The sequence below is a fragment of the Cyclobacteriaceae bacterium genome (genome assembly GCA_025808415.1).
GTDB lineage: Bacteria > Bacteroidota > Bacteroidia > Cytophagales > Cyclobacteriaceae > UBA2336.
In genome coordinates this window covers 913129-934303 of sequence record CP075525.1, presented here as the reverse complement: position 1 = coordinate 934303, position 21175 = coordinate 913129, and the positions used below count along the sequence as shown (strand labels likewise).

Here is a 21175-nt window from a genome sequence, read left to right as displayed (position 1 = left end):
TTATCGATCGGCTTTGATCTTATTTAAAAATACGTCCATTATGGTGGAATACAATTTATCCTTCAGGATTTTATCTTCAATGCCTCCATCAATATTAGGGTTATCGTTTATTTCAATAACGTAAAACTTACCATCGGCTTCCTTCATGTCTACACCATACAAACTTTTGCCAATGAGTGCAGTTGCTTTTAAGGCAGTACGTATCAAACCGGAGGGTGCCTGATCAACCGGGATGCAATCTACATTTCCTTCGCGCGAACTTTCCTGGGCATTCCAGTTTACGATTTGCCAATGCTCGGAAGCCATGAAGTATTTGCAAACATAGAGCGGCTTACCATCCACTACGCCTACCCGCCAATCGAAAGGTGTGGGTAAATATTCCTGGGCAATAAGCAAATCTGAATCTTTGAACATGGCCGTGGTTACTTCTTTAAATTGATCGGCAGAGGATATTTTAAAGACACCTTTACTAAAGGCACCATCGGGTTGTTTAAGTATAAATGGAAAAGGTAATTTATCAGGCAATTTTTTATAATTCTCTTTGCTGATGACAAATGACCGGGGTGTCAAAATTTTATTGGCGTTCAGCAATTCAAACAAGTAAACTTTATTGGTGCACTTTAAAATTGATTCGGGGTCATCAATTACCGCAAGCCCTAATGATTGTGCCTTTTTTGCAAACCTGAAGGTATGATGGTTAACATACGTTGATTCACGGATAAACAAGGCATCAAACTGTACGAGTTTATCCAGGTCATTCTTTGTAATCAGCTCGGTATAAAAACCTGCCTGGTCGGCCGCTTTGATAAAACGCTGAATAGCCTTTTCATCGGAAGGCGGATTGGTTTCCTTGGGGTTTACCAGAATAGCCAGGTCATATTTTTTCTTGTCGGGCCGGTACTCACGCTTTCGCTGAAGGTATTGTTCAAGGCCTTTTTGCAACAGGCCAAGATCAGTTTCAGGAACTTCACCAATGCTCAAAGGTTTGATGCTTTGCAAGAGCCATTTGTTGCGTCTGCCAAATACGGCCTTTAGGGAAGGGGCTTGTATATATTGAAATAAATGACGGGCCAGTTTATTCAGGTGCTCCGATTTGGTGATGCCAAAATAGATGTTGAACTCAACCCTGTCGTCTGTATAACTCTTAAACACACTTTGGATCAGGTTATCAAAATCCTGTGAATCTTCACGTAAAATCGAAGGAAAGCGAAAGTCCTGGATGGTAGCCACACCGGGCAAAACCTTATGGTGCCTGGCCTCGGCCAATAGCGACACATAATATCCATAACTTTGATAGTGGTACGACTTGCACAGGTTTAAAACTTTTAAGCCCTTGGCTTGCTGGTATACCTCACCATCTATATACCGTGCGGGCGTAATAACGTCAACATCTTCCAGCTTGAATTGCCAGCGTTCAGGGTTCTCGACAACAATTAGCTTTGGCATAACAGGGTTATCGGATTTTTTTTCCGGGTTCTATTACTAACAAGTTGGCATCGTAGGTAACTATGCCCAGCATAATGCTGTTGATAAGGCGGGGAAAGCTAACATTATACACCTGCCCCTTGCCGAGTGGATTAGGTGTCATCGGGTCCGCCAGGTAAACTGCATTTTTATCTTCATCGTATCCGCTAATCACCACAAAATGCCCCACCGGCTCGCCTTTAATGGAATCGTAAATGTTGAACTGGGGTATTTCCCGAGAACTTCCGTAAAGATACGTTGCGCTGAGGCCTGTTAATACTGGTATGGATTTCTTCAGGTAGCCTTTGATGAGTTTATCATCCAGTTCAAGGTGACGAACCTCACCGCCCGATTCCAGGAATTTAATATAGGCCTTTGAAGCTATCTGCAATTTCCTGCGTTTATGCTTAAACTCCATTTGTTGTTTAAGGAACTGAACAATTTTTTTTGAAGGATGCTTGAACCACGTTGGATCAAAAACATTGAGGTTGTAGGAATAAATACAAACCTTATAGCCCCGCTGCAATGCGTGGTTACCAAGCATAACCGCCAGCGTACCGCCCGACTTCAATTGCTTTACCTCCCGGATGACATCCTTCAACGCAACGTCATCACCGTAATATTGGTACAAAGCCTGCAAACAGGTAGGGCCGCAGGTCACTTCATCGGGCTGTGCTTTAATGTCAAATCCAAGATTAAGTTCCCTGCGCATATTACTAACTCTTAGAACAGTTTTGAAATGATCATATCCAATACCTCAACGAATATCAACAGAATAATAATCCACTCCAGCAAACTGCTTTCGCGTTGATGGGAAAGTTCCCTGAAGATTGTTAGGTTATCTTCGATGATGCGCATGGTGTATTCCAACTCACTGAAACGAACGCGCAAATCGAAGTGGCGAATTAAGCCCAGGTGAAGTTTATCGAGAAACTGATCGTCCCACACCAATTCAGGTGCATCGAAAATGTAGATGTTCTCGGCAATTTCGTTTTGTGTATTTAATGCCCGGCCCAAAAACTTTCGCATGGCCTTTCGGCTCAGGCTTAACCTGCCGCTCGTTTCCAACTCCTGCGTAAAACCCTTTACTTCCGCCAGCAGGTTTTCGGTAACGGAGTGGTAATAATCCATCGCAACCGATTGGGCCAGGTTGAACATAGTAATGCGCATAACCTTATCATCAAGCGAGCCCACTACCACCTCATTAAACTCAAATTGAATTTCGCTTCCAGGCTCAAACCGGATTTCATGGCTGTCGCGCAACCAGTGGGTAACCGGATTACGCTGAAAGGTCTGCACAGCCTTTATGGCCCACACCATTTCTTCTTCCGTATAACCTGCAAAAACAATTACACCATAGTTGAAATAGTGCTGATACTTGCCCTCGGCTAACCGGTAAAACAATTCTGATGAAGAATCAGCCTGGACTTTAATTTCCAGAAAATTCTTAATGCCTTTAATATCAAGCTGCTTGGCTACTAAAAAAGCGTGGAGTTTAACAAGCTGGGACATAACCGTACCGGTCGCAAAACATAAATTTAAAATAAAGGATTCACAAAACAGCTTTGGTTGTTTTTAAGGATATTTGCCCGCTAAATGATCAGCGAATGAATCGACTACTAACCACTGTATTGCTCACGGCCTTATCATTTTTATCCTTTGGATGGGGGGCTACCGGGCATCGTGCCACCGGCTACATTGCCAATAAGTACCTGAACAAGAAAGCAAAAAAGGCCATTGCGCGAATTCTTAACGGCCAGTCCTTGGCTATGGCCAGTACATGGATGGATGAAATCCGCTCCGACTCGACATATAACTATACAGCCGACTGGCATTGGGTTACCATACCCGATGGCATGACTTACGCACAAGCAGAAAAAAACCCAAAAGGCGATATCATTGAAAGCATTGAGCGTATTGTTGCTGAACTCAAATCTAAAAAGTTAACCCCCCAGCAAGAAGTTGAGCGGCTTAAATGGCTTATCCACCTGGTGGGCGATATTCATCAACCTTTGCATGTGGGCCGCGGTGATGACCGTGGCGGGAATGACATCAAAATTATGTGGTTTCGTGCCGATAGCAACCTGCACAGGGTTTGGGACAGTGACATGATTGACGATACACGATTAAGTTATACCGAACTTGCCGAGGCCTTGGAAAAACCTTCTGCCAACCAGGTGCAAACCTGGCAACGCAACACCGTTCGCGAGTGGGCCAATGAAAGCATGACGTACCGCAAGCAGGTATACGATTATGGAAATGCCCGGCTTGGGTACCAGTACTCCTACAAATATTTTGACATTGCCAAAGAACGGCTGCTTCAGGCAGGCGTACGGTTGGCGGGTTTGCTGAATGAGATTTACGGATAATCTTTTTTAACTTGCCGCCTCTGTTTTTTTGGCCCCGTAGTTCAATGGATAGAATAGAAGTTTCCTAAACTTTTGATACAGGTTCGATTCCTGTCGGGGCTACTTTACCAATCGTTGGTTCCATTTAAGGTTGAAACTTGCAATTTCTCCTTAGTTCAATTCTCACCCATACCGGGCGGTACTTTCGGGCGGGGATAGAATTGAAGTTCCCTAAACTTTTGATACAGGTTCCCTGCCTGACGGCTGGCAGGCATTCCTGTCGGGGCTACTTTACCCAATCGTTGGTTCCATTTAAGGTTGAAACTTGCAATTTCTCCTTAGTCAATTCTCACCCATACCGGGCGGTACTTTCGGGCGGGGATAGAATTGAAGTTCCCTAAACTTTTGATACAGGTTCCCTGCCTGACGGCTGGCAGGGATTCCTGTCGGGGCTACCACTAATCTGCATGCTTATACCTCCTCAGTTTGAAAAGGGGCGAACGCATAGCCGTCCTTCAGGTAATTTGGGAAAATGATAAGGTGTTTCTTTTTTACCTCCTCAAACAACAATTTCTTCAAGGCCAGCATATTTTCGCCCGTTTCGGCTGAAACAAAAATTACCTGAGCAAATCCATGCTCGTTGTAATAACTTTTCATGGAGTCCAGGTTTAAGGGGCCCTGAGCGTGTTGCTCTTTCAAAGCATCTACTTTATTCAATACCAGGATCACCGGAATCCCGGATGCACCAATTTCCGCCAAGGTGTTGCTTACTACTTCAATGTGATTGTTGTGGAACGGATGGGCCACATCAACCACGTGCAGCAGGATATCTGCTTCGCGTACTTCATCCAGGGTTGATTTGAATGATTCAATAAGGTGATGGGGAAGTTTACGGATAAACCCTACCGTGTCTGACAGTAAAAAAGGAATATTCCCTAGTGTAACTTTTCGAACGGTGGCATCAACCGTAGCAAACAGCTTGTTCTCAGCCAGCACACCTGAACCTGATAGTTTGTTCATCAGGGTTGATTTTCCAGCATTGGTGTAACCAACCAAAGCTACCCGTACAATATTATGCCTCGCTTTACGTTGGGTTTTTCGTTGTTGATCGATTTTTTTTAGCTCGTCTTTCAACAAACTAATTCGGTATCGAATATTCCTTCGGTCAGTTTCAATTTCACGTTCACCCGCCCCACCCCGGGTTCCGGTGCCCCCACGCTGGCGTTCAAGGTGGGTCCACATACGGGTTAACCGCGGAAGCAGGTATTGGTTCATGGCTAATTCAACCTGTGTGCGGGCCTGGGCAGTTTGGGCGCGTTTCAGGAAAATATCCAGTATCAACAGGCTTCTGTCATAAATCTTCACCTTTAACTCACTTTCTTTGGGATTAAGCTCCTTTTCAAGGTTACGCAATTGTGAGGGGGATAAATCATCATCAAAGATTACCGTGTCAACTTTATGAAAACCCACAAATTCCTTCAGTTCTTCCACTTTACCCTTGCCTATAAATGTCCGTGGGTCTGGCGTTTTTAAGTTCTGGACCATTCGCTTCACCGTGTGAATCCCCGCTGTCTCAGCCAAAAAAGCCAGTTCATCCAAATGCTCAGTGGTAATTTCAGGTTGGCGGGCATCGCCAAGTGCCAGTAAAACCGCAGTATGCTTAAGCTTCTTTTCCATCATTTTGCCAGTAAAGTTAACACCATTAAAATCAGTTTTTCAGAGCGGTTACTTTTATATAGTTTTGTTGATTCAAAACTTGGTTTTCGATTCAAAAAGCGTTTTTTAAGCTCATTTATAGGAAGGCCTTTAATCTGATTCATGAAAGTTGCCATTGTACTGAACACCTCCTGGAATATTGTCAATTTCCGGCTAAGCCTGATAAAATCGCTCCAGAACCTTGGCCACGAAATACACACCATTGCACCTGTTGACCCGTACACTGAAACCTTAAAGGAATTGGGTTGCATCCACCATCCGTTGAAAATGGATAGCCGTGGTGCAAATCCTATTAAAGATTTTGCCCTGATTTTCGAGCTATACTCCATATACAGGAGTATCCGTCCGGATGTTGTTCTCCATTATACAATTAAGCCAAATGTGTATGGGACTTTAGCCGCTGCATTGTTACGCATACCTGCAGTAAACAATGTTTGCGGGCTGGGGACTGTTTTCCTGAAAAAAGGACCTCTTTCGATAATCGCGAAGTTTTTATATCGTTCAAGTTTTCGTTTTGCCCGCAAAGTATTTTTTCAAAACCCGGATGACCTTGAACTTTTTTTAAATAAGAAATTAGTACCTGAAAATGCCGTGGACCTGATACCCGGTTCAGGCATTGACTTAAAGAAATTCGCGTCTGTTCCTTATACGCGCAATTCAAAATTTACCTTCTTACTGATCTCACGACTGATTACTGACAAGGGGATTATGGAGTACATTGAGGCGGTAAGAAAACTTAAAAGGCAGGGGCTTGATGCAAGGTTCCAGGTGCTTGGTGCTATGGATCCTGAACACAAAAGGGGTATTAGCCGCGATGTAGTCCAATCGTGGATTAATACAGGTACGATTGAATATCTCGGTACAACGGATGATGTGCGTCAATTTATCACAAAAGCTGATTGTATTGTTTTACCCTCATACCGTGAAGGCACACCTCGTACTTTGCTTGAAGCTGCCAGTTCTTCAAAGCCCATTATTGCCACTAATGTTCCTGGATGCACCCAGGTAGTGGAGCATGGCGTAAACGGATTATTGTGTAACCTGAAAGACGCTGACGACCTGGCTGAGAAAATGCGCACGCTCACCTTGCTGGATGACAATCAACTGATGACCTACGGGGCGAACGGCAGAAAGAAAATGGAAGCTGAATTTGATGAGGCACTCGTTATCAACAAATACCTGCAGACACTAAACGAATTAGAAGCAGCACCTTCCCATGCAGGTCGTTAAAACAAGCATTAAAGATTTATTGGAGATTACACCGGCTGTCTATCGTGACGACCGCGGGTGGTTTATGGAATTCTATAAGGAAGATGCCTTTCTACCTGCCGGTATAACCTATAGGTTCACCCAAGAAAATCTATCCTTCTCCAAAAAAGGTGTTGTTCGGGGCTTGCATTTTCAGCTTGCTCCTTATGAGCAGGCAAAACTCGTTTCCGTGTTAACAGGAAAAGTACTTGATGTAGTGGTAGACCTACGAAGAGGTTCCGAAACGTTTGGACAAGTTTATACCTGTATGCTTGATTCCGAAAAACGGAATATGCTTATGGTGCCCGAAGGATTTGCGCATGGCTTTGCCGCCCTGGAAGATTCCCTTTTTCTTTACAAAACTTCAAACGCATACAATCGCGAATCAGAATGTGGCATTGTGTGGAACGATCCAACGTTAGCCATTGATTGGCCTATCGATAATCCCGTACTATCAGATAAAGACAGGAAGCTCCCTACGTTTAATGAGTTGTTGGGAAAATCGTTAATTTCACGGGATTAAATTCTTTTGCCCTTGAAGTATTATCTTTTTTTTTCAAGTCAACTGGTGCTGGCATTAATGCTGTTTAGCGCATGCGCTTCGTACAAGCAAAACATTATGTTTAAGGTTGACGACCCCGGTGCATACCAGCAAAAAGCAAAGGAAACTGAGAAGAACTACGTTATTCAACGGAACGACCGTTTGAAATTTCGGGTTTACACCAGCAATGGTGAGTTGATCATCGATCCTGACCTTAAGTTATTAAAAGAAATCCCGCCCCAGGTAGCCTCCACACGCCCCGACCCGGAATACCTTGTCGATGTAGCGGGGGTTGCCAAGTTCCCTATGGTGGGTGAACTGAAGGTTGAGGGGTTAACCATCCGGCAGACGGAGGCGATTCTTCAAAAAGAGTACGAACGTTACTACACTAACCCATTTGTTGTATTGCAATACCTGAACAAGAGGGTTATTGTACTGGGCGCCCCAGGGGGGCAGGTAATTCCCCTGATAAACGAAAATGTGACCTTGGTTGAAATACTGGCTGCAGCCACCGGGCTAAATAATGAATCAAAAGCAAATAACATACGAATACTGAGGGGCGACCAGGTGTTTGTGGCTGATATGAGTACCATTGAAGGATACAGGCAAGGAAATATGATCATGCAACCTGGTGATATTATTTATGTTGAACCTGTGCGCAGGCCGGCCAGTGAGGCCCTGCGCGATTATGGGCCGTTATTAAGTATTATTGCAAGCCTTACAACATTGGCAGTTGTACTTAGTACACGCTAATTCAAACTTTAATAACGTGCAGCAATTCGAAAACAATAATATAGCATCAGACACAATCGATTTTAACAAGCTTAAGATCATTGTAAGGCAGCATTGGCTGGGTATTGTGTTAATTTTTCTACTTACCAACCTCACGGCATATCTGATTGTACGGTATACCAAAGATCTATACGAGTCTGAATCAGAAATTAAACTGGACATAAAGCAAGATGCCTCAGAGCTTGGCATCAGCGACTTTATTCCGGAGCGGCAAAAAATAAATATGATATCGGGAGAGATTGAAACCATTCAATCCAAACTCTTCCTCAGTCAGGTAATTGATTCACTGAAACTTCATGTAGGGTACTTTAGCATAGGGCAATTTTTAAACACCGAATTATACACCTCCTCCCCCATTGCCGTACACTACAAGCTCAGTAACCCTTTATATTATAACGTACCTATTGCTATTGAGCCCCAGGCCGATAATGGATATGAATTGAACTTGGGCAAGTCAGGAAAAACAGCAACCGGCAAATTTTCAGATACCTTGCAACTCGAAGGCCTGAAACTTTTCATAGAAAAAAAGCCTGGAATAGAATTTTACCCTGAAAATTCATATTCGTTTATTATCTACAGCCGTGATGTTCTGCTGGATTTCATTTCTAAAAACCTGACTGTTGAACCCCTAAAGCTGGAGGCCAACACCATCCGGGTTTCCTTTAAAGATAATAATCCCCATAAAGCCCGTGACCTTGTTAATGGCATCGATTCACTTTACCTGGCATTCAGCCATGAGCAAAAAAACCGCGCCAACAAACAAAAGATCGATTGGTTAAGCAATGAACTAAATGCTATTGAAAAGCAAATGGAGTCCTATGAGACCTACTTCGAAAATTTTACCCTTGCAAACAAAACAAATGACCTGGAAAGCGACCTGAAAAAAACTATTGAGTCGATCCACAAAATCGATTCGCAACGCTTTGAAGTGAACAAACGAATTGGCGAGCTTAATCAACTTATGGAGGCCCTGACAAACCGCGAGTTCTTTATTGAAGTGACCCAACGAACCATATTTCCTGAATACCTGAATAAAAACCTGGAAAAATTGCAGGAATTATATTTTGAAATGGATCGGATGAAACTTTCTTATAATGAAAACACATTCGCCTTTAAGCAAAAGCAAAACGAAATTGAAACGCTTCGAAACAAAGCATTTTCACAGTTAACAGATCTTAAAACCAGCCTGCTTAAAAAGCAACAAGAACTTAGTCAGGCTAAAAGCAAACTCGAAAATGACTTTGCTTCCATGCCCGATAAAAACACCCAATTCACCAAAAAGCAAAGGTTTTACAAGTTGTACGAAGAGTTTTATTTAACCCTGATGCAAAGCAAATCGCAATTTGAAATTGCCCAGGCAGGAAGTACACCCGACTTTAAAATCCTTTCAACGGCTAACCTGCCCACCAATCCAATTTCGCCCAACCGACCTCTCATTTTTGGAATTGGGTTTATGGCAGGTTTTGTGCTCAACATATTCTTTGTTGGTTTACTCTACCTGGCCAATAATAAAATCATAAGCCTGTATGAAATAGAACGGTTGCAAGTGCCGCTGCTCGGTGCCATCCCCACGATGCGCAAAAGCAACGGCACAGGTCTTTATATTCAAGACCATCCTAAATCAATGGTTAGCGAAGCTATGCGAACCCTTCGCACAAACCTTGATTTTTTCAACATCCACTCAACCAAAAAAGTAATTGCCGTATCCTCAACCGTATCGGGTGAAGGAAAGTCATTTATTGCGTTGAACCTCGGAGGTGTAATGGCCCTTTCTCGAAAAAGGGTTTTATTGCTTGACCTGGACATGCGCAAACCAAAAACAAATGAATTTTTTAAAGACGTTGACAAGAGCAAAGGGATAAGTACCATTCTGATTCGAAAAAACACTTGGGAAGAGTGTATTGTGAACTCATCAGTTTCAAACTTCGATTTTATTCCCTCAGGCCCGCACCCACCGAACCCATCAGAACTTCTTTTGAATGGAGAGTTCTCGCAACTGCTCACCGAATTGCAAAAGCATTACGACTACATTATTATGGACACCCCACCGGTTGGCATCGTTACCGATGGCATTATGGCCATGAAGCATGCCGATATTACCTTGTATATTTTCCGCGCCAATTACTCGAAGAAGGATTTTATCGACAACCTCAACCGCATTATTCGTGTCAATAAGTTCCAAAATATCACATCCATACTCAACGCAGTTCCCTCTACGTCCGAAACAGCCTATGGGTATGGCTATTACGAGGAACAAAAAACAAATTGGGTAACATCAATTTTAAAACGCGGTGCTTAACTGGTTCAGAAAAAAAACACCCGGCACAAACAACCCCATCCTGGTAGATATACACTCACACCTTCTTCCGGGGCTTGACGATGGCGTAAAAACCTTTGAAGAGTCATTGGATATTATTGAACGATTTGTGGCTCTGGGATATCATAAATTAATCACTACCCCTCATGTAATAAGCGACAGCTACCGGAACACCACAGAAGGCATATTGGAAAAACGCGATGCGTTAAATAATTATCTGAAAACGAGAAATATTACAATTGAGATAGAAGCCGCTGCCGAATACTACCTGGATGAGGACTTCGTCAGAAAAATATCAGCCGATGAACAACTGCTGACATTTGGCCGCAACTATCTGTTGTTTGAAACAAACTTCATGACCGAGCCCCTAAACCTGAAAGAGTTTATTTTCTTAGCCTCCACAAAGGGGTATAAGCTTGTGCTGGCACATCCGGAGCGATATCTATTTCTTCAAAACGATTTTAATAAAGCCGAGGACTTGATTAACCGTGGGGTTTTATTTCAACTTAATACATCTTCATTCACCGGGCATTATTCAAAAGAGGCACAACGCACAGCGCAGAAACTTGTTGATCGAGGCTGGGTACACTTTCTGGGCAGCGACTGCCACATGCAACAGCACGTAACCTTACTGCAACAAGTGCAGGCGAACCGATACTACCAAAAAGCATTAACTTTACCACTCTTGAATAACACCCTATAAGAATGATTGCGGTTACCGGAGCCAATGGTTTGCTTGGAAGTTTTGTTGTTCGGAAACTTATTGAAACACAAACATCTTTTGTTGCCCTAAAGCGAAAAAACAGCGATACCACATTGCTCAACGATGTGGCCGAAAAAATTACCTGGCGTGATACCGACATTCTCGATCCAGAATCATTGCAGGAATGCCTTAATGATATAACCGGAGTTATACATTGTGCCGCAAAGGTATCCTTCAATCCGCGCGATGAAGAAAAATTATTGCAGGTAAATGTGGAAGGAACACGACATATCGTAAATGCCTGCTTAGCACTGGGCATAAAGCGTCTGGCACATGTTAGCTCTGTGGCAGCATTAGGCCGTCAGAAAGACCAAACCCTGATTGACGAATCCAACCTTTGGAAAGATAGCCCATTTAATACTGCCTACGGGGTATCAAAGTATAAGGCAGAACTTGAAGTTTTTCGTGGGCAAGAAGAAGGCCTGAGTACAGTTATAATAAATCCCTCGGTTATACTCGCGCCAGGCGACTGGGAAAAAAGCAGTGCCAAACTTTTTAAGTATGCCTGGAAAGAGCGCCCGTTTTACACGGATGGCTCACTGAATTATGTTGATGTTCGTGATGCAGCATCCATTATCTATCAACTCTATTTTTCAACCATTGAAAGCGAGCGCTTCATTGCCAGTGGCGGAACAACCACCATTAAAGCATTCTTCGATAAACTTTGCGGGTTATTGCAAAAAAAGGCACCGGGAATCAAGCTTTCAAAACGAACCCTTCAGGTAGTGGCCCGATTGGAATTATGGCGATCGTATGTAACAGGTTCTGCCCCGCTGATCACCCAGGAAACCGCACGATTAGCCGATACTTTTTTTAGCTACAACAATAAAAAAGTGATAAATAAGCTCGGATTCCAGTTTCAAACGATTGACAAAACCCTGCACTGGTGCGCGGAATTTTATAGAAAACAAACGGAATTAAAAAATTAAAATTGGTGGTAGCTTTGAGCTGATTTTTTTTCTACCTTAGAAAAACCCATTAAGCACATGGCGAAAGAATTCCGCAAACGAGAGGATGAAGGCAATGAGCTGATCAGACGTTTTGAAGACCACCTACGAAAAAAGAAAACCGAATTTTTTGATCTGGATGCTTACGAAGAAATTATCGACTTCTACATGCTGCGTTCCAAGCATCAAAAAGCATTAAGTGCCGTTAACCTCGCCATCGACCAATACCCTTACTCCATTGAACTGATCGTAATAAAGGCACAAGTGCTGTCGCACCTGGAGGAGTACGATGAAGCCCTGGAACTGCTCGACTATGCCGAAAATCTTCAGCCAAACGATTCAGAGATTTTATTTACAAAAGGTTCCATCTTTTCGGTACGCGCGAAATACACTGAGGCTATCGATTGTTATGAACGTGCCCTGAACTTTACCGATGACAAAGATGAAGTTTATTATAACATTGGCCTGGCATGGCAAAATTTAGAGAAGTTTGAACAGGCTATTGAAGCCTATAAAAACGCGATTGAATACAACCTCGGCCATGAAGGCGCGCTTTATGAGCTGGCTTATTGCCTGGATGTGACCGGGCAGTTAGAAAGCAGCGTATCGTACTACAAAAAATTTATTGATGAAGACCCATACTCAGCAGCCGCCTGGTATAATTTAGGAATCGTATACAACAAACTGGGAATGTTTAACGATGCACTAAACGCATACGATTATGCTATTACCGTTGATGATACGTTTGCTTCCGCTTTCTTCAACATGGGCAACACGTACATGAACACTGGCGAATTCACCAAAGCACTGGAATCTTTCAAAAAAACAGTTGAACTGGAAGGCCCCAGCGCTGAAGTGTATTGTTCCATTGGCGCAGCCTATGAAAGCCTTGAGCAATATGATCTTGGCTTAAAATATTTTCAAAAAGCAACCAAGCTCGACAATATGTACGATGAAGCATGGTTTGGAGCGGGTGCCTGTCTTGAAAAACAGGAGAAGTGGTACCAGGCACTTCACTTCTACAACAAAGCACTGAAACTTCACGTTGAAAACCCGGAATACTGGAAAGCCATTGCCCATGCAGAGTTTAAAGTTGGCAACATCGTATCCAGTTTAGATGCATACGAAGAATCAAGCAAGCTTGATCCGCAAGACAAAGAAATCTGGTTGAACTGGTCGTTTATTTATTACGAACAAGGCGATTACGAGAAAGCCATTGAAGTATTGGCCAGGGGATTTGACGAGATTGCTGCCGATGCCGAATTGTTTTACCGGATGACCGTTTACATGATAGAGGCCGGCCATTTTAAGGAAGCCTTCAATTATTTAGAAAATGCATTAATTTTGGACTTTGATGCACACGCCTCCCTGTACGAGTTTTTCCCCCAACTCGAAACCCAAAAGGCGTTGTTCAAAATTATAGAGCAGTTTAGAAAAGAAAACAAGTAACCAAAAATTTTGCAACCCCACTTCCACCTATCAATTGGAAGGATTTATGTTTTAACCAATTGTTTATTTAATGAACTATGAATTAAAAAATTTGCCTGAGCGTACCAAAAAGCCCAGGCAATATGGCTTTACAATGGCCATGGATAAAGGACTGAGCATTCGTGAAGCCGAAGATTTTGTAAGCACTTGCGTTGATCACGTTGATATTGTAAAACTGGGTTGGGCCACTTCGTTTGTTACACCAAACCTGAAAGAAAAACTAAAGGTTTACAAAGATGCGGGAATCCCTACTTATTTTGGGGGCACTCTTTTTGAAGCGTTTATCATTCGCGATCAATTTGATGATTACCGCAAAGTGTTAGATAAATACGACATGGCCTTTGCTGAAGTATCCGATGGTTCAATTGATTTGGACCACGATAAAAAGTGTGACTACATCAGCAAGCTATCCGAGCAAGTTACCGTGCTTTCAGAGGTGGGCTCAAAAGATGCCGATAAGATTATTCCACCTTACATGTGGATTGACCTGATGCAAAAAGAATTGGATGCAGGTGCGTGGAAAGTTATTGGTGAAGCCCGTGAAAGTGGTAACGTTGGCCTGTTCCGCTCTAGCGGTGAGGTGCGTTCGGGTTTGGTTCAGGAAATTCTTACAAAAATTCCTTTTGAAAAAATAATTTGGGAAGCTCCGCAGAAAGCACAGCAAGTTTGGTTCATTAAACTTTTAGGCGCAAATGTAAACCTGGGCAACATTGCCCCAAACGAAGTCATCCCGCTGGAAACCATCCGGCTTGGCTTACGGGGTGATACATTTTTGCATTTCTTAGGCATTGAACGAAAGGTAGACAAGAAAACTCCCCCGTTTTACGTAGACTAATCTTGAGGCGACCTAAAGATTATATACTGCTTTATTTAAAAGGGTTAGCCATGGGCGGTGCCGATGTCATACCCGGTGTGTCAGGTGGGACCATTGCTTTCATAACCGGCATTTATGAGGAGCTATTAAGCTCCATTCGCTCGGTTGATGTTGAGGCATTCACCCTGTTGCGCACATTCCGGTTCGCAGATTTCTGGAAAAAAATAAACGGCACATTTCTTATTGTGTTGTTTGCCGGTATTTTAACAAGCCTGCTATCATTGGCTAAACTTATGCATTGGCTGCTGGCCAATTACCCCATTCAGGTGTGGTCATTTTTCTTTGGGCTTATACTTATTTCCTCTCCCCTCATTCTGCGTGAAATAAAAAAATGGCATGGTGGAATCATTTTTACTTTTATTTCGGGCATTGCGATAGCGTATACCATAACCATCCTTTCGCCTGCGCAAACACCCGATGATTTATGGTTCATTTTTATTGCAGGGGCTTTGGCAATTTGCGCCATGATCCTTCCGGGAATATCAGGTGCATTTATCCTTTTGCTGTTAAGCAAATATGAGTACATGATACAAGCCATCACAAAAATAAATATACCTGTAATTTTAGTGTTTGCTGTTGGTTGTGTATTAGGGCTGATCAGTTTCTCACGTTTACTAACATGGATACTGACGCATCATCGAAATCTTGCCCTGGCTCTATTGGGTGGCTTTATGCTAGGCTCGCTAAACAAAGTATGGCCGTGGAAAGAGGTTACTGCCTTTAGGTTAGACAGTGCCGGAAAGCAAGTTCCGGCATTTGACAAAAGTGTATTACCTTGGGACTTTCTTGCAAAAACCGGAAACGACCCTCAGATTATCCAGGCTATTGTAATGATGGCACTTGGAGTTTTTATAGTAGTATTGATTGAAAAGATTGCTGTCAGACTAAAAACAAAAATCTAAATGGAAAAAATCTATGGGCTTATTGGCGCTACCGTTAGCCACTCCTTCTCCAAATCCTATTTCGATGAAAAATTCTTTCGCGATGGCCTTCGCGATTATCATTACGAACTATTTCCGCTGGAAAAAATACAGGAAATTGAAATGCTGCTGGCCAATACAAAAGGATTAAGCGGACTAAACGTAACGTTGCCCTACAAAGAACAAATACTTCAATACCTTGATGAAGTTGACCCGGCCGCCAAAGAGATCGGGGCCGTAAATGTTGTAAAGGTTGAAAACGGCAAGCTGAAAGGATATAATACCGATTCGGTTGCATTTTTAGAAACCCTTGAAAAATGGCTTCCGAAAAACAAAACAATAAAAGCCCTGGTGTTAGGCTCCGGTGGCTCATCAAAAGCCGTACGTCAGGCACTGACTAAGCTAAACATCGAATTCAACGTTGTTTCACGCGCTAAAGGGAAGGGTAACCTTACCTACGATGAACTGAAAACAAATAGCAACCTTGTAAAAGAATCGTTGCTTGTTATCAACACAACCCCGCTGGGCATGTATCCGCAAACGGAATTGTACCCGCCCATTCCCTATGAATGCCTGACCAAAAACCACTACGTGTACGACTTGATATACAACCCGGCACGTACCATGTTTTTGCAAAAAGCCGAAATGCGCGGGGCAACCATTAAAAATGGTTTGGAAATGTTACATGTACAGGCCGAAAAATCGTGGCAGATCTGGAATAACTAACCGTTATTTGTTGTTGGCTTGTTGTTCAGCCTTATATTTTTTCGAGCAACTAACAACGAATAACCAACAACAACATTGGACTTTATCCTCACCAGCGATTACGTTCCCACAGGCGACCAGCCCAAGGCTATACAACAATTAGTCGAAGGCCTTCAACGGGGCGAATTACATCAAACCTTACTGGGGGTTACCGGATCGGGAAAAACATTTACCATGGCCAATGTGGTGGCCCAGGTGCAAAAGCCTACGTTGGTACTGAGCCACAATAAAACCCTGGCCGCCCAACTTTATGGCGAATTCAAAAATTTCTTTCCCGATAATGCCGTAGAGTACTTTATTTCCTATTACGATTACTACCAGCCCGAAGCCTACATTCCCTCCTCCAATCTCTACATTGAAAAAGATTTGTCGATCAATGAAGAAATTGAAAAGCTAAGATTAAGTGCAACCTCTTCCTTACTTACCGGCAGAAGAGACGTGCTCGTAGTGGCTTCGGTTTCGTGCATTTATGGTATCGGCAACCCGGATGAGTTTGGGAAAAATGTTATTAAGCTGAAAGTAAACGAAACCATCGCACGCAATCGCTTGCTGTTTGCCTTGGTGGATATTTTATATCATCGAACAGAAGCCGATTTTAAGCGCGGCACCTTTCGGGTGAAAGGTGATACAGTAGATATTTTCCTGGCGTATGCCGACTATGCCATCCGAATTTACTTTTGGGGCGATGAAATCGAATCCATTCAACGGATTGATCCCGTTACCGGAAAGAAAATTTCAGATGAGAAAATTGTAACCATCTTTCCGGCCAATCTCTTCGTAACCGGAAAAGATTCCCTGCAACAAGCCATTCGCGAAATTCAGGATGACATGGTTATACAGGTGGAAATGTTTGAATCAGAGAAACGTCACCTCGAAGCTAAACGATTAAAAGAGCGCACTGAGTTTGATCTTGAAATGTTACGCGAGCTCGGGTATTGTTCAGGGGTTGAAAACTACTCGCGCTACTTCGATCGCAGAAAACCCGGGGCACGGCCCTTTTGTTTGCTGGATTACTTCCCGGACGATTACCTTATTATTATTGATGAAAGTCACGTTACCGTACCGCAAATACGCGCCATGTGGGGGGGTGACCGGTCAAGAAAAGTGAATCTGGTAGACTATGGCTTTCGGTTACCCTCAGCATTAGACAATCGCCCGCTTACCTTCAACGAGTTTGAGTCAATAGTAAACCAGGTGATTTACGTAAGTGCCACCCCTGCCGAATATGAATTACGGAAATCAGAGGGCGTTGTTGTAGAGCAACTCATTCGACCAACAGGCCTGCTCGATCCGGAAATTGACATCAGGCCAAGCCGTAACCAGATTGATGACCTCTTTGAAGAAATCGATGAGCGGGTAAAAAGCCGTGAGCGGGTACTTGTTACCACACTTACAAAACGCATGGCAGAAGAACTGACCAAATTTATGGAGCGTGCTGCCATTAAATGCCGCTACATCCATTCTGAGGTTGATACACTGGAACGGGTAGGGATTTTACGCGAACTAAGGCTCGGTGTTTTTGATGTATTGGTAGGCGTCAACCTTTTAAGAGAAGGCCTTGACTTACCGGAAGTTTCTCTTGTAGCCATTTTGGATGCTGACAAAGAAGGTTTCCTGCGCAACCAACGTTCGCTGGTACAAACCATCGGCCGGGCAGCCCGAAACGTAAATGGTCGGGTAATTATGTATGCCGATACCGTTACGGAATCGATGCAACAAGCCATTGATGAAACTAATCGCAGAAGAAAAATTCAGGCCGATTATAATAAAGCTAATGGCATTGTTCCTACCACCATCATCCGCTCGAAAGAATCCATTCTAAACCAGACCAAAGTTGCTGATTCGAAAAGGTCGACTAAAAAATACTATGTTGAAAATGAAGAGGTGAGTTTGGCAGCCGATCCGGTAGCGGCTTACTTAAGTAAAGATGAGTTGGTTAAAATGGCTGATCGAACACGCAAAGCCATGGAAAAGGCTGCCAAAGAACTGGAGTTTATGGAAGCCGCCCGCTTGCGTGACGAATACCTCGCCCTGCAAAAACTGATTGACGATAAAAAGTGATTGGGATAGTTATATTTGAAAAATTTTAATCGATGATGAAGCGTATATTTTTTCTTTTCCTTATTGGTCTTTCTGGTTCACTCTATGCACAAAGTTCACAGGATTTTATGATCGGTGGCGGACTCGACTTTCTAAAAACCGATAACCAGGACCTATTTAAAAAGGCCCAAATTGGTTTTGAGGCCAACTACTTCGTTATCCGGAAATTTACCGTTACAGCCGGGGTTGAGTTATGGACAGACCGGGAATCAAGTTTTGTATTTGGTTCACGCTGGTACCTGGCAGATAAATTCTTTACGCGCTTTCGTGGATTAATAGGCCAAAACGACTTCTCCATCGGGGCCGGTGGCGCACTACCCTTTCAAAAAAACTGGCGCTTTGAACTGATTGGGGATTTCTATTTTAAAGGTGAGTTTGCCGTACGCACAGGAGTAGCCTACGTATTTTAAACCATATCGTGGAACTTAACTCTTAGTCTCAGAATTTATACCGTAAAGCTAAGCCAGGGGTGTTCGATGCAGGCACTACAATCAATTCATTGTAACGATCTATCCCCTTGCGCAGTTGGTGATGGGCAAAAAGATCAAGGGTGATATCCAACCCAAACGCAGCCACCAGGAGCGATAAAAAAGTATTGGGATTAAAGCTTGTCCCTGATGAATAGGTACCACTAAGGATATAGATTAACGGGGCAAAAGCAAGAAGCCCCCCGACATCGCTAAGCCGGGTAAAGTTTTTATAACGCCTGTTTATTTCTTCATCGTTAAGGCTCTGCAACGGTACCTGCAGGGCAAAAGGTGTTCGCACACGGTTCATATCATAATAGTACCTGAGGCCTTGCTTATAGATGGGCTTAAGTTCAACTGTTTTTAACCGCTGCGCATAGAGTGACGAACAGGCTAAAACCAGCATGCAGGTAAAAATTCGGGCATTCATAGTAATAGGTTTAAAATCTAACTGCCTTTAAATAAAAAATTCCCGATTTGTCAATCGGGAATTTAAAATACCAAGTAAAATCCAATTATAAAACCAAAACCTACAAGATCTTGAAAACCCCTGAGGTTTACTTGGTAGCTGCAAATCTTTTTGCCACTTCAGTCCATGAAACTACGTTCCACCAGGCAGCGATATAATCAGGCCTGCGGTTTTGGTAATTCAGATAATAGGCATGCTCCCACACATCGCAACCAAGAATAGGGGTGCCTTTTACCTCGGCTACATCCATTAAGGGATTGTCTTGATTTGGTGTTGATGTGATTTGCAGTTTACCTGTGCCATCCACAATCAACCAGGCCCAGCCCGAACCAAAACGTCCGGCACCAGCCGCAGCAAATTTGGTTTTAAATTCATCAAAATTTCCAAACGCAGCGTTTATAGCATCGGCCAACGCTCCTGTTGGTGCGCCTCCTGCATTCGGGCTCATAATCGTCCAGAACAAGCTGTGATTATAATGACCACCACCATTGTTGCGAACAGCCATCGGGTACTTTGAAATATTTTTACAGATTTCTTCAATGCTCAAATTTTCTTCCGGCTTACCGGCCACAGCATTGTTGAGGTTGGTTACATAGGCATTGTGATGCTTGCCGTGGTGTATTTCCATGGTGCGCGCATCAATGTGGGGTTCAAGGGCATTAAAAGCATACGGCAAATTGGGCAATGTAAACGGCATATTTAAAATGGTTTAATTGTTAAACATGTAAAGATGTCAAATATACAACTCAAACAACGGGGGATGAAATACTGTTCAGGAGAATTTTAATAGCCGCAAGCTGCTAGTTTCTAGCCAATAGCTTAGGGCTAACAGCTCGCGACTCGAGGCTATTCTACTCTCTAATTCTCTTGAAAAATTTATCAATTAGTTCCTTCGCCTCAACAGCAAACACCCCGCTAACCACTTCTGTTTTAGGATGTAGCACCTGTTGCCTAATCAGGCTATACCCACGTTGAACATCAGATGCCCCGTACACCAATTTACCAAGCTGTACCCAGGCTAATGCGCCTCCACACATCACACAAGGTTCAAGTGTAACATACAGTGTACATTCATTCAGGTATTTTGATCCGAGGTAGTTTGCAGCAGCTGTTGTCGCCAGCATTTCGGCATGGGCCGTAGCATCGGTAAGTTTTTCGGTTTGGTTATGTGCACGTGCAATAATCCTGTTTTTAGCAACCACTACTGCACCTACGGGCACCTCATCTATCGCCAGGGCTTTTTGTGCCTCCTTTAAGGCTTCGTGCATAAAATACTCATCGGTGTAAAGTTCCATCAGAACTATTTCATTTTTACACTGGTCATTATTTTCCTGGCTGTATCTTGCCACTCCAATCGCAATCTGCGCGGACAATTAAAAGAAAACACCAATGTACGGCCGGGTTCTATCCGATATTGAATGTAAGTATAATTTAAAACAGGATCGCGTTGTGATAATTCGCGCGGGTTTCCCTTTACGCGTGATTCAAACTCAAAGTATATGAACTGTTTTCCATGCACTTCATGAATGCCTTCAGAAATAAACTCAACATTATCAAACAAATTGGCAAGGCCTGCTTTAAAAAACTTTTGCGCCAGTTCAACATTTTGGTCTGGCCATTGCGTGGCCGATATATTCACACTGAAATCCACCAGGCGGTCTTCGTTGGTGTAAGCAGCAATAGGCTTTCGTACCGAGGGATAGCGTTGACCGAAATCCAGGTCGTCCATGGGCCGGAAAGTACGGGGCAATAATACCGTCATATCAGTTGATATTTTTGTGCGTACCAGCTTTACCGATGCCTCGAAAGAACCTGACCCGATAAACGCCAAAACCATTAAAACCAATCGCATACTTATATTTTTAGTCTTTCATGCCCTGATAAAAAGTATTGCTAAATTCGCCCCCCAAAGCTCTCGTATTAGAAAGCTTACGACTGGCAAACTGAACTACAAAC

General features: G+C 43.2%; 21 protein-coding genes and 1 tRNA gene. 14 read left to right on the top strand and 8 right to left on the bottom strand.

The features are described from left to right. Genes KIT51_04350 through KIT51_04340 form a run of 3 tightly spaced genes read right to left on the bottom strand, consistent with a single transcriptional unit; the run spans nucleotide 1 to nucleotide 2976 of the window. Entirely contained in the window at nucleotides 1–1446 is a 1446-nt protein-coding gene (locus KIT51_04350; protein UYN87504.1) for a RimK family protein, read from the bottom strand. A 7-nt stretch (nucleotides 1447–1453) separates the two neighbouring features. Beyond that, nucleotides 1454–2176: a C39 family peptidase gene (locus KIT51_04345; GenBank protein UYN87503.1), complete on the bottom strand. Its 723-nt coding sequence runs from the start codon at nucleotides 2174–2176 to the stop codon at nucleotides 1454–1456. A gap of 11 nt (nucleotides 2177–2187) precedes the next feature. Then, nucleotides 2188–2976: an RMD1 family protein gene (locus tag KIT51_04340; GenBank protein ID UYN87502.1), complete on the bottom strand. Its 789-nt coding sequence runs from the start codon at nucleotides 2974–2976 to the stop codon at nucleotides 2188–2190. Nucleotides 2977–3071: 95 nt separating this feature from the next. Here KIT51_04340 and KIT51_04335 point away from each other — a divergent pair, with 95 nt between their 5' ends. Next, nucleotides 3072–3833 (top strand): S1/P1 nuclease, encoded by a 762-nt coding sequence (locus KIT51_04335; protein ID UYN87501.1) that lies wholly within the window; start codon nucleotides 3072–3074, stop codon nucleotides 3831–3833. 30 nt (nucleotides 3834–3863) lie between these two features. Next, nucleotides 3864–3935: transfer RNA gene (locus KIT51_04330), tRNA-Arg, on the top strand. Between the two features lie 348 nt (nucleotides 3936–4283). On the opposite strand, the gene hflX is transcribed toward KIT51_04330, so the two are convergent. Next, the gene (gene hflX, locus KIT51_04325; GenBank protein UYN88495.1) at nucleotides 4284–5489 is read right to left on the bottom strand and encodes a GTPase HflX; all 1206 of its coding nucleotides are present in this window, start codon (nucleotides 5487–5489) and stop codon (nucleotides 4284–4286) included. A gap of 141 nt (nucleotides 5490–5630) precedes the next feature. Here hflX and KIT51_04320 point away from each other — a divergent pair, with 141 nt between their 5' ends. From KIT51_04320 to KIT51_04265, 12 genes are all read left to right on the top strand, one after another. Continuing rightward, nucleotides 5631–6758: a glycosyltransferase family 4 protein gene (locus KIT51_04320; GenBank protein ID UYN87500.1), complete on the top strand. Its 1128-nt coding sequence runs from the start codon at nucleotides 5631–5633 to the stop codon at nucleotides 6756–6758. Next, nucleotides 6745–7299 (top strand): dTDP-4-dehydrorhamnose 3,5-epimerase, encoded by a 555-nt coding sequence (gene rfbC / locus KIT51_04315; protein ID UYN87499.1) that lies wholly within the window; start codon nucleotides 6745–6747, stop codon nucleotides 7297–7299. Before KIT51_04320 ends, rfbC begins: the two co-directional genes overlap by 14 nt. Before the next feature lie 12 nt (nucleotides 7300–7311). Continuing rightward, nucleotides 7312–8070, top strand: coding sequence for a polysaccharide biosynthesis/export family protein (locus tag KIT51_04310; protein ID UYN87498.1), 759 nt, complete (start codon nucleotides 7312–7314; stop codon nucleotides 8068–8070). Between the two features lie 16 nt (nucleotides 8071–8086). Continuing rightward, nucleotides 8087–10408, top strand: a complete 2322-nt coding sequence (locus KIT51_04305; GenBank protein ID UYN87497.1) for a polysaccharide biosynthesis tyrosine autokinase — start codon at nucleotides 8087–8089, stop codon at nucleotides 10406–10408. Beyond that, a complete protein-coding gene (locus KIT51_04300) occupies nucleotides 10401–11129 on the top strand; it encodes a capsular biosynthesis protein (protein UYN87496.1) in 729 nt (242 codons plus the stop codon). Before KIT51_04305 ends, KIT51_04300 begins: the two co-directional genes overlap by 8 nt. Nucleotides 11130–11131: 2 nt before the next feature. Next, entirely contained in the window at nucleotides 11132–12118 is a 987-nt protein-coding gene (locus KIT51_04295; protein UYN87495.1) for an NAD-dependent epimerase/dehydratase family protein, read from the top strand. A 57-nt stretch (nucleotides 12119–12175) separates the two neighbouring features. Beyond that, a complete protein-coding gene (locus KIT51_04290) occupies nucleotides 12176–13585 on the top strand; it encodes a tetratricopeptide repeat protein (protein ID UYN87494.1) in 1410 nt (469 codons plus the stop codon). Between the two features lie 70 nt (nucleotides 13586–13655). Continuing rightward, nucleotides 13656–14459 (top strand): phosphosulfolactate synthase, encoded by an 804-nt coding sequence (locus KIT51_04285; protein ID UYN87493.1) that lies wholly within the window; start codon nucleotides 13656–13658, stop codon nucleotides 14457–14459. Nucleotides 14460–14461: 2 nt separating this feature from the next. After that, entirely contained in the window at nucleotides 14462–15400 is a 939-nt protein-coding gene (locus tag KIT51_04280; GenBank protein UYN87492.1) for a DUF368 domain-containing protein, read from the top strand. Continuing rightward, nucleotides 15401–16144 (top strand): shikimate dehydrogenase, encoded by a 744-nt coding sequence (locus KIT51_04275; protein UYN87491.1) that lies wholly within the window; start codon nucleotides 15401–15403, stop codon nucleotides 16142–16144. Between the two features lie 75 nt (nucleotides 16145–16219). Then, a complete protein-coding gene (gene uvrB / locus KIT51_04270; GenBank protein ID UYN87490.1) occupies nucleotides 16220–18244 on the top strand; it encodes an excinuclease ABC subunit UvrB in 2025 nt (674 codons plus the stop codon). A gap of 32 nt (nucleotides 18245–18276) precedes the next feature. Then, a complete protein-coding gene (locus KIT51_04265) occupies nucleotides 18277–18693 on the top strand; it encodes a hypothetical protein (protein ID UYN87489.1) in 417 nt (138 codons plus the stop codon). A gap of 28 nt (nucleotides 18694–18721) precedes the next feature. On the opposite strand, the gene KIT51_04260 is transcribed toward KIT51_04265, so the two are convergent. The 4 genes from KIT51_04260 to KIT51_04245 all read right to left on the bottom strand — a co-directional run bounded on the left by KIT51_04260 (nucleotide 18722) and on the right by KIT51_04245 (nucleotide 21071). After that, nucleotides 18722–19180, bottom strand: a complete 459-nt coding sequence (locus KIT51_04260; protein UYN87488.1) for a hypothetical protein — start codon at nucleotides 19178–19180, stop codon at nucleotides 18722–18724. Between the two features lie 127 nt (nucleotides 19181–19307). After that, a complete protein-coding gene (locus KIT51_04255) occupies nucleotides 19308–19916 on the bottom strand; it encodes a superoxide dismutase (GenBank protein ID UYN87487.1) in 609 nt (202 codons plus the stop codon). 154 nt (nucleotides 19917–20070) lie between these two features. Next, nucleotides 20071–20514, bottom strand: coding sequence for a nucleoside deaminase (locus KIT51_04250; GenBank protein ID UYN87486.1), 444 nt, complete (start codon nucleotides 20512–20514; stop codon nucleotides 20071–20073). A gap of 5 nt (nucleotides 20515–20519) precedes the next feature. After that, nucleotides 20520–21071, bottom strand: a complete 552-nt coding sequence (locus KIT51_04245) for a hypothetical protein (GenBank protein ID UYN87485.1) — start codon at nucleotides 21069–21071, stop codon at nucleotides 20520–20522. Nucleotides 21072–21175 lie beyond the last annotated feature (104 nt).

Coding starts and splice junctions, on each gene's coding strand:
- KIT51_04250 (UYN87486.1), bottom strand. CDS start 20,514: ATGGAACTTTACACCGATGAGTATTTTATGCACGAAGCCTTAAAGGAG.
- KIT51_04345 (UYN87503.1), bottom strand. CDS start 2,176: ATGCGCAGGGAACTTAATCTTGGATTTGACATTAAAGCACAGCCCGAT.
- KIT51_04260 (UYN87488.1), bottom strand. CDS start 19,180: ATGAATGCCCGAATTTTTACCTGCATGCTGGTTTTAGCCTGTTCGTCA.
- KIT51_04245 (UYN87485.1), bottom strand. CDS start 21,071: ATGCGATTGGTTTTAATGGTTTTGGCGTTTATCGGGTCAGGTTCTTTC.
- KIT51_04350 (UYN87504.1), bottom strand. CDS start 1,446: ATGCCAAAGCTAATTGTTGTCGAGAACCCTGAACGCTGGCAATTCAAG.
- KIT51_04285 (UYN87493.1), top strand. CDS start 13,656: ATGAACTATGAATTAAAAAATTTGCCTGAGCGTACCAAAAAGCCCAGG.
- KIT51_04275 (UYN87491.1), top strand. CDS start 15,401: ATGGAAAAAATCTATGGGCTTATTGGCGCTACCGTTAGCCACTCCTTC.
- KIT51_04265 (UYN87489.1), top strand. CDS start 18,277: ATGATGAAGCGTATATTTTTTCTTTTCCTTATTGGTCTTTCTGGTTCA.
- KIT51_04320 (UYN87500.1), top strand. CDS start 5,631: ATGAAAGTTGCCATTGTACTGAACACCTCCTGGAATATTGTCAATTTC.
- KIT51_04255 (UYN87487.1), bottom strand. CDS start 19,916: ATGCCGTTTACATTGCCCAATTTGCCGTATGCTTTTAATGCCCTTGAA.
- KIT51_04340 (UYN87502.1), bottom strand. CDS start 2,976: ATGTCCCAGCTTGTTAAACTCCACGCTTTTTTAGTAGCCAAGCAGCTT.
- KIT51_04295 (UYN87495.1), top strand. CDS start 11,132: ATGATTGCGGTTACCGGAGCCAATGGTTTGCTTGGAAGTTTTGTTGTT.
- rfbC (UYN87499.1), top strand. CDS start 6,745: ATGCAGGTCGTTAAAACAAGCATTAAAGATTTATTGGAGATTACACCG.
- KIT51_04290 (UYN87494.1), top strand. CDS start 12,176: ATGGCGAAAGAATTCCGCAAACGAGAGGATGAAGGCAATGAGCTGATC.
- hflX (UYN88495.1), bottom strand. CDS start 5,489: ATGGAAAAGAAGCTTAAGCATACTGCGGTTTTACTGGCACTTGGCGAT.
- KIT51_04335 (UYN87501.1), top strand. CDS start 3,072: ATGAATCGACTACTAACCACTGTATTGCTCACGGCCTTATCATTTTTA.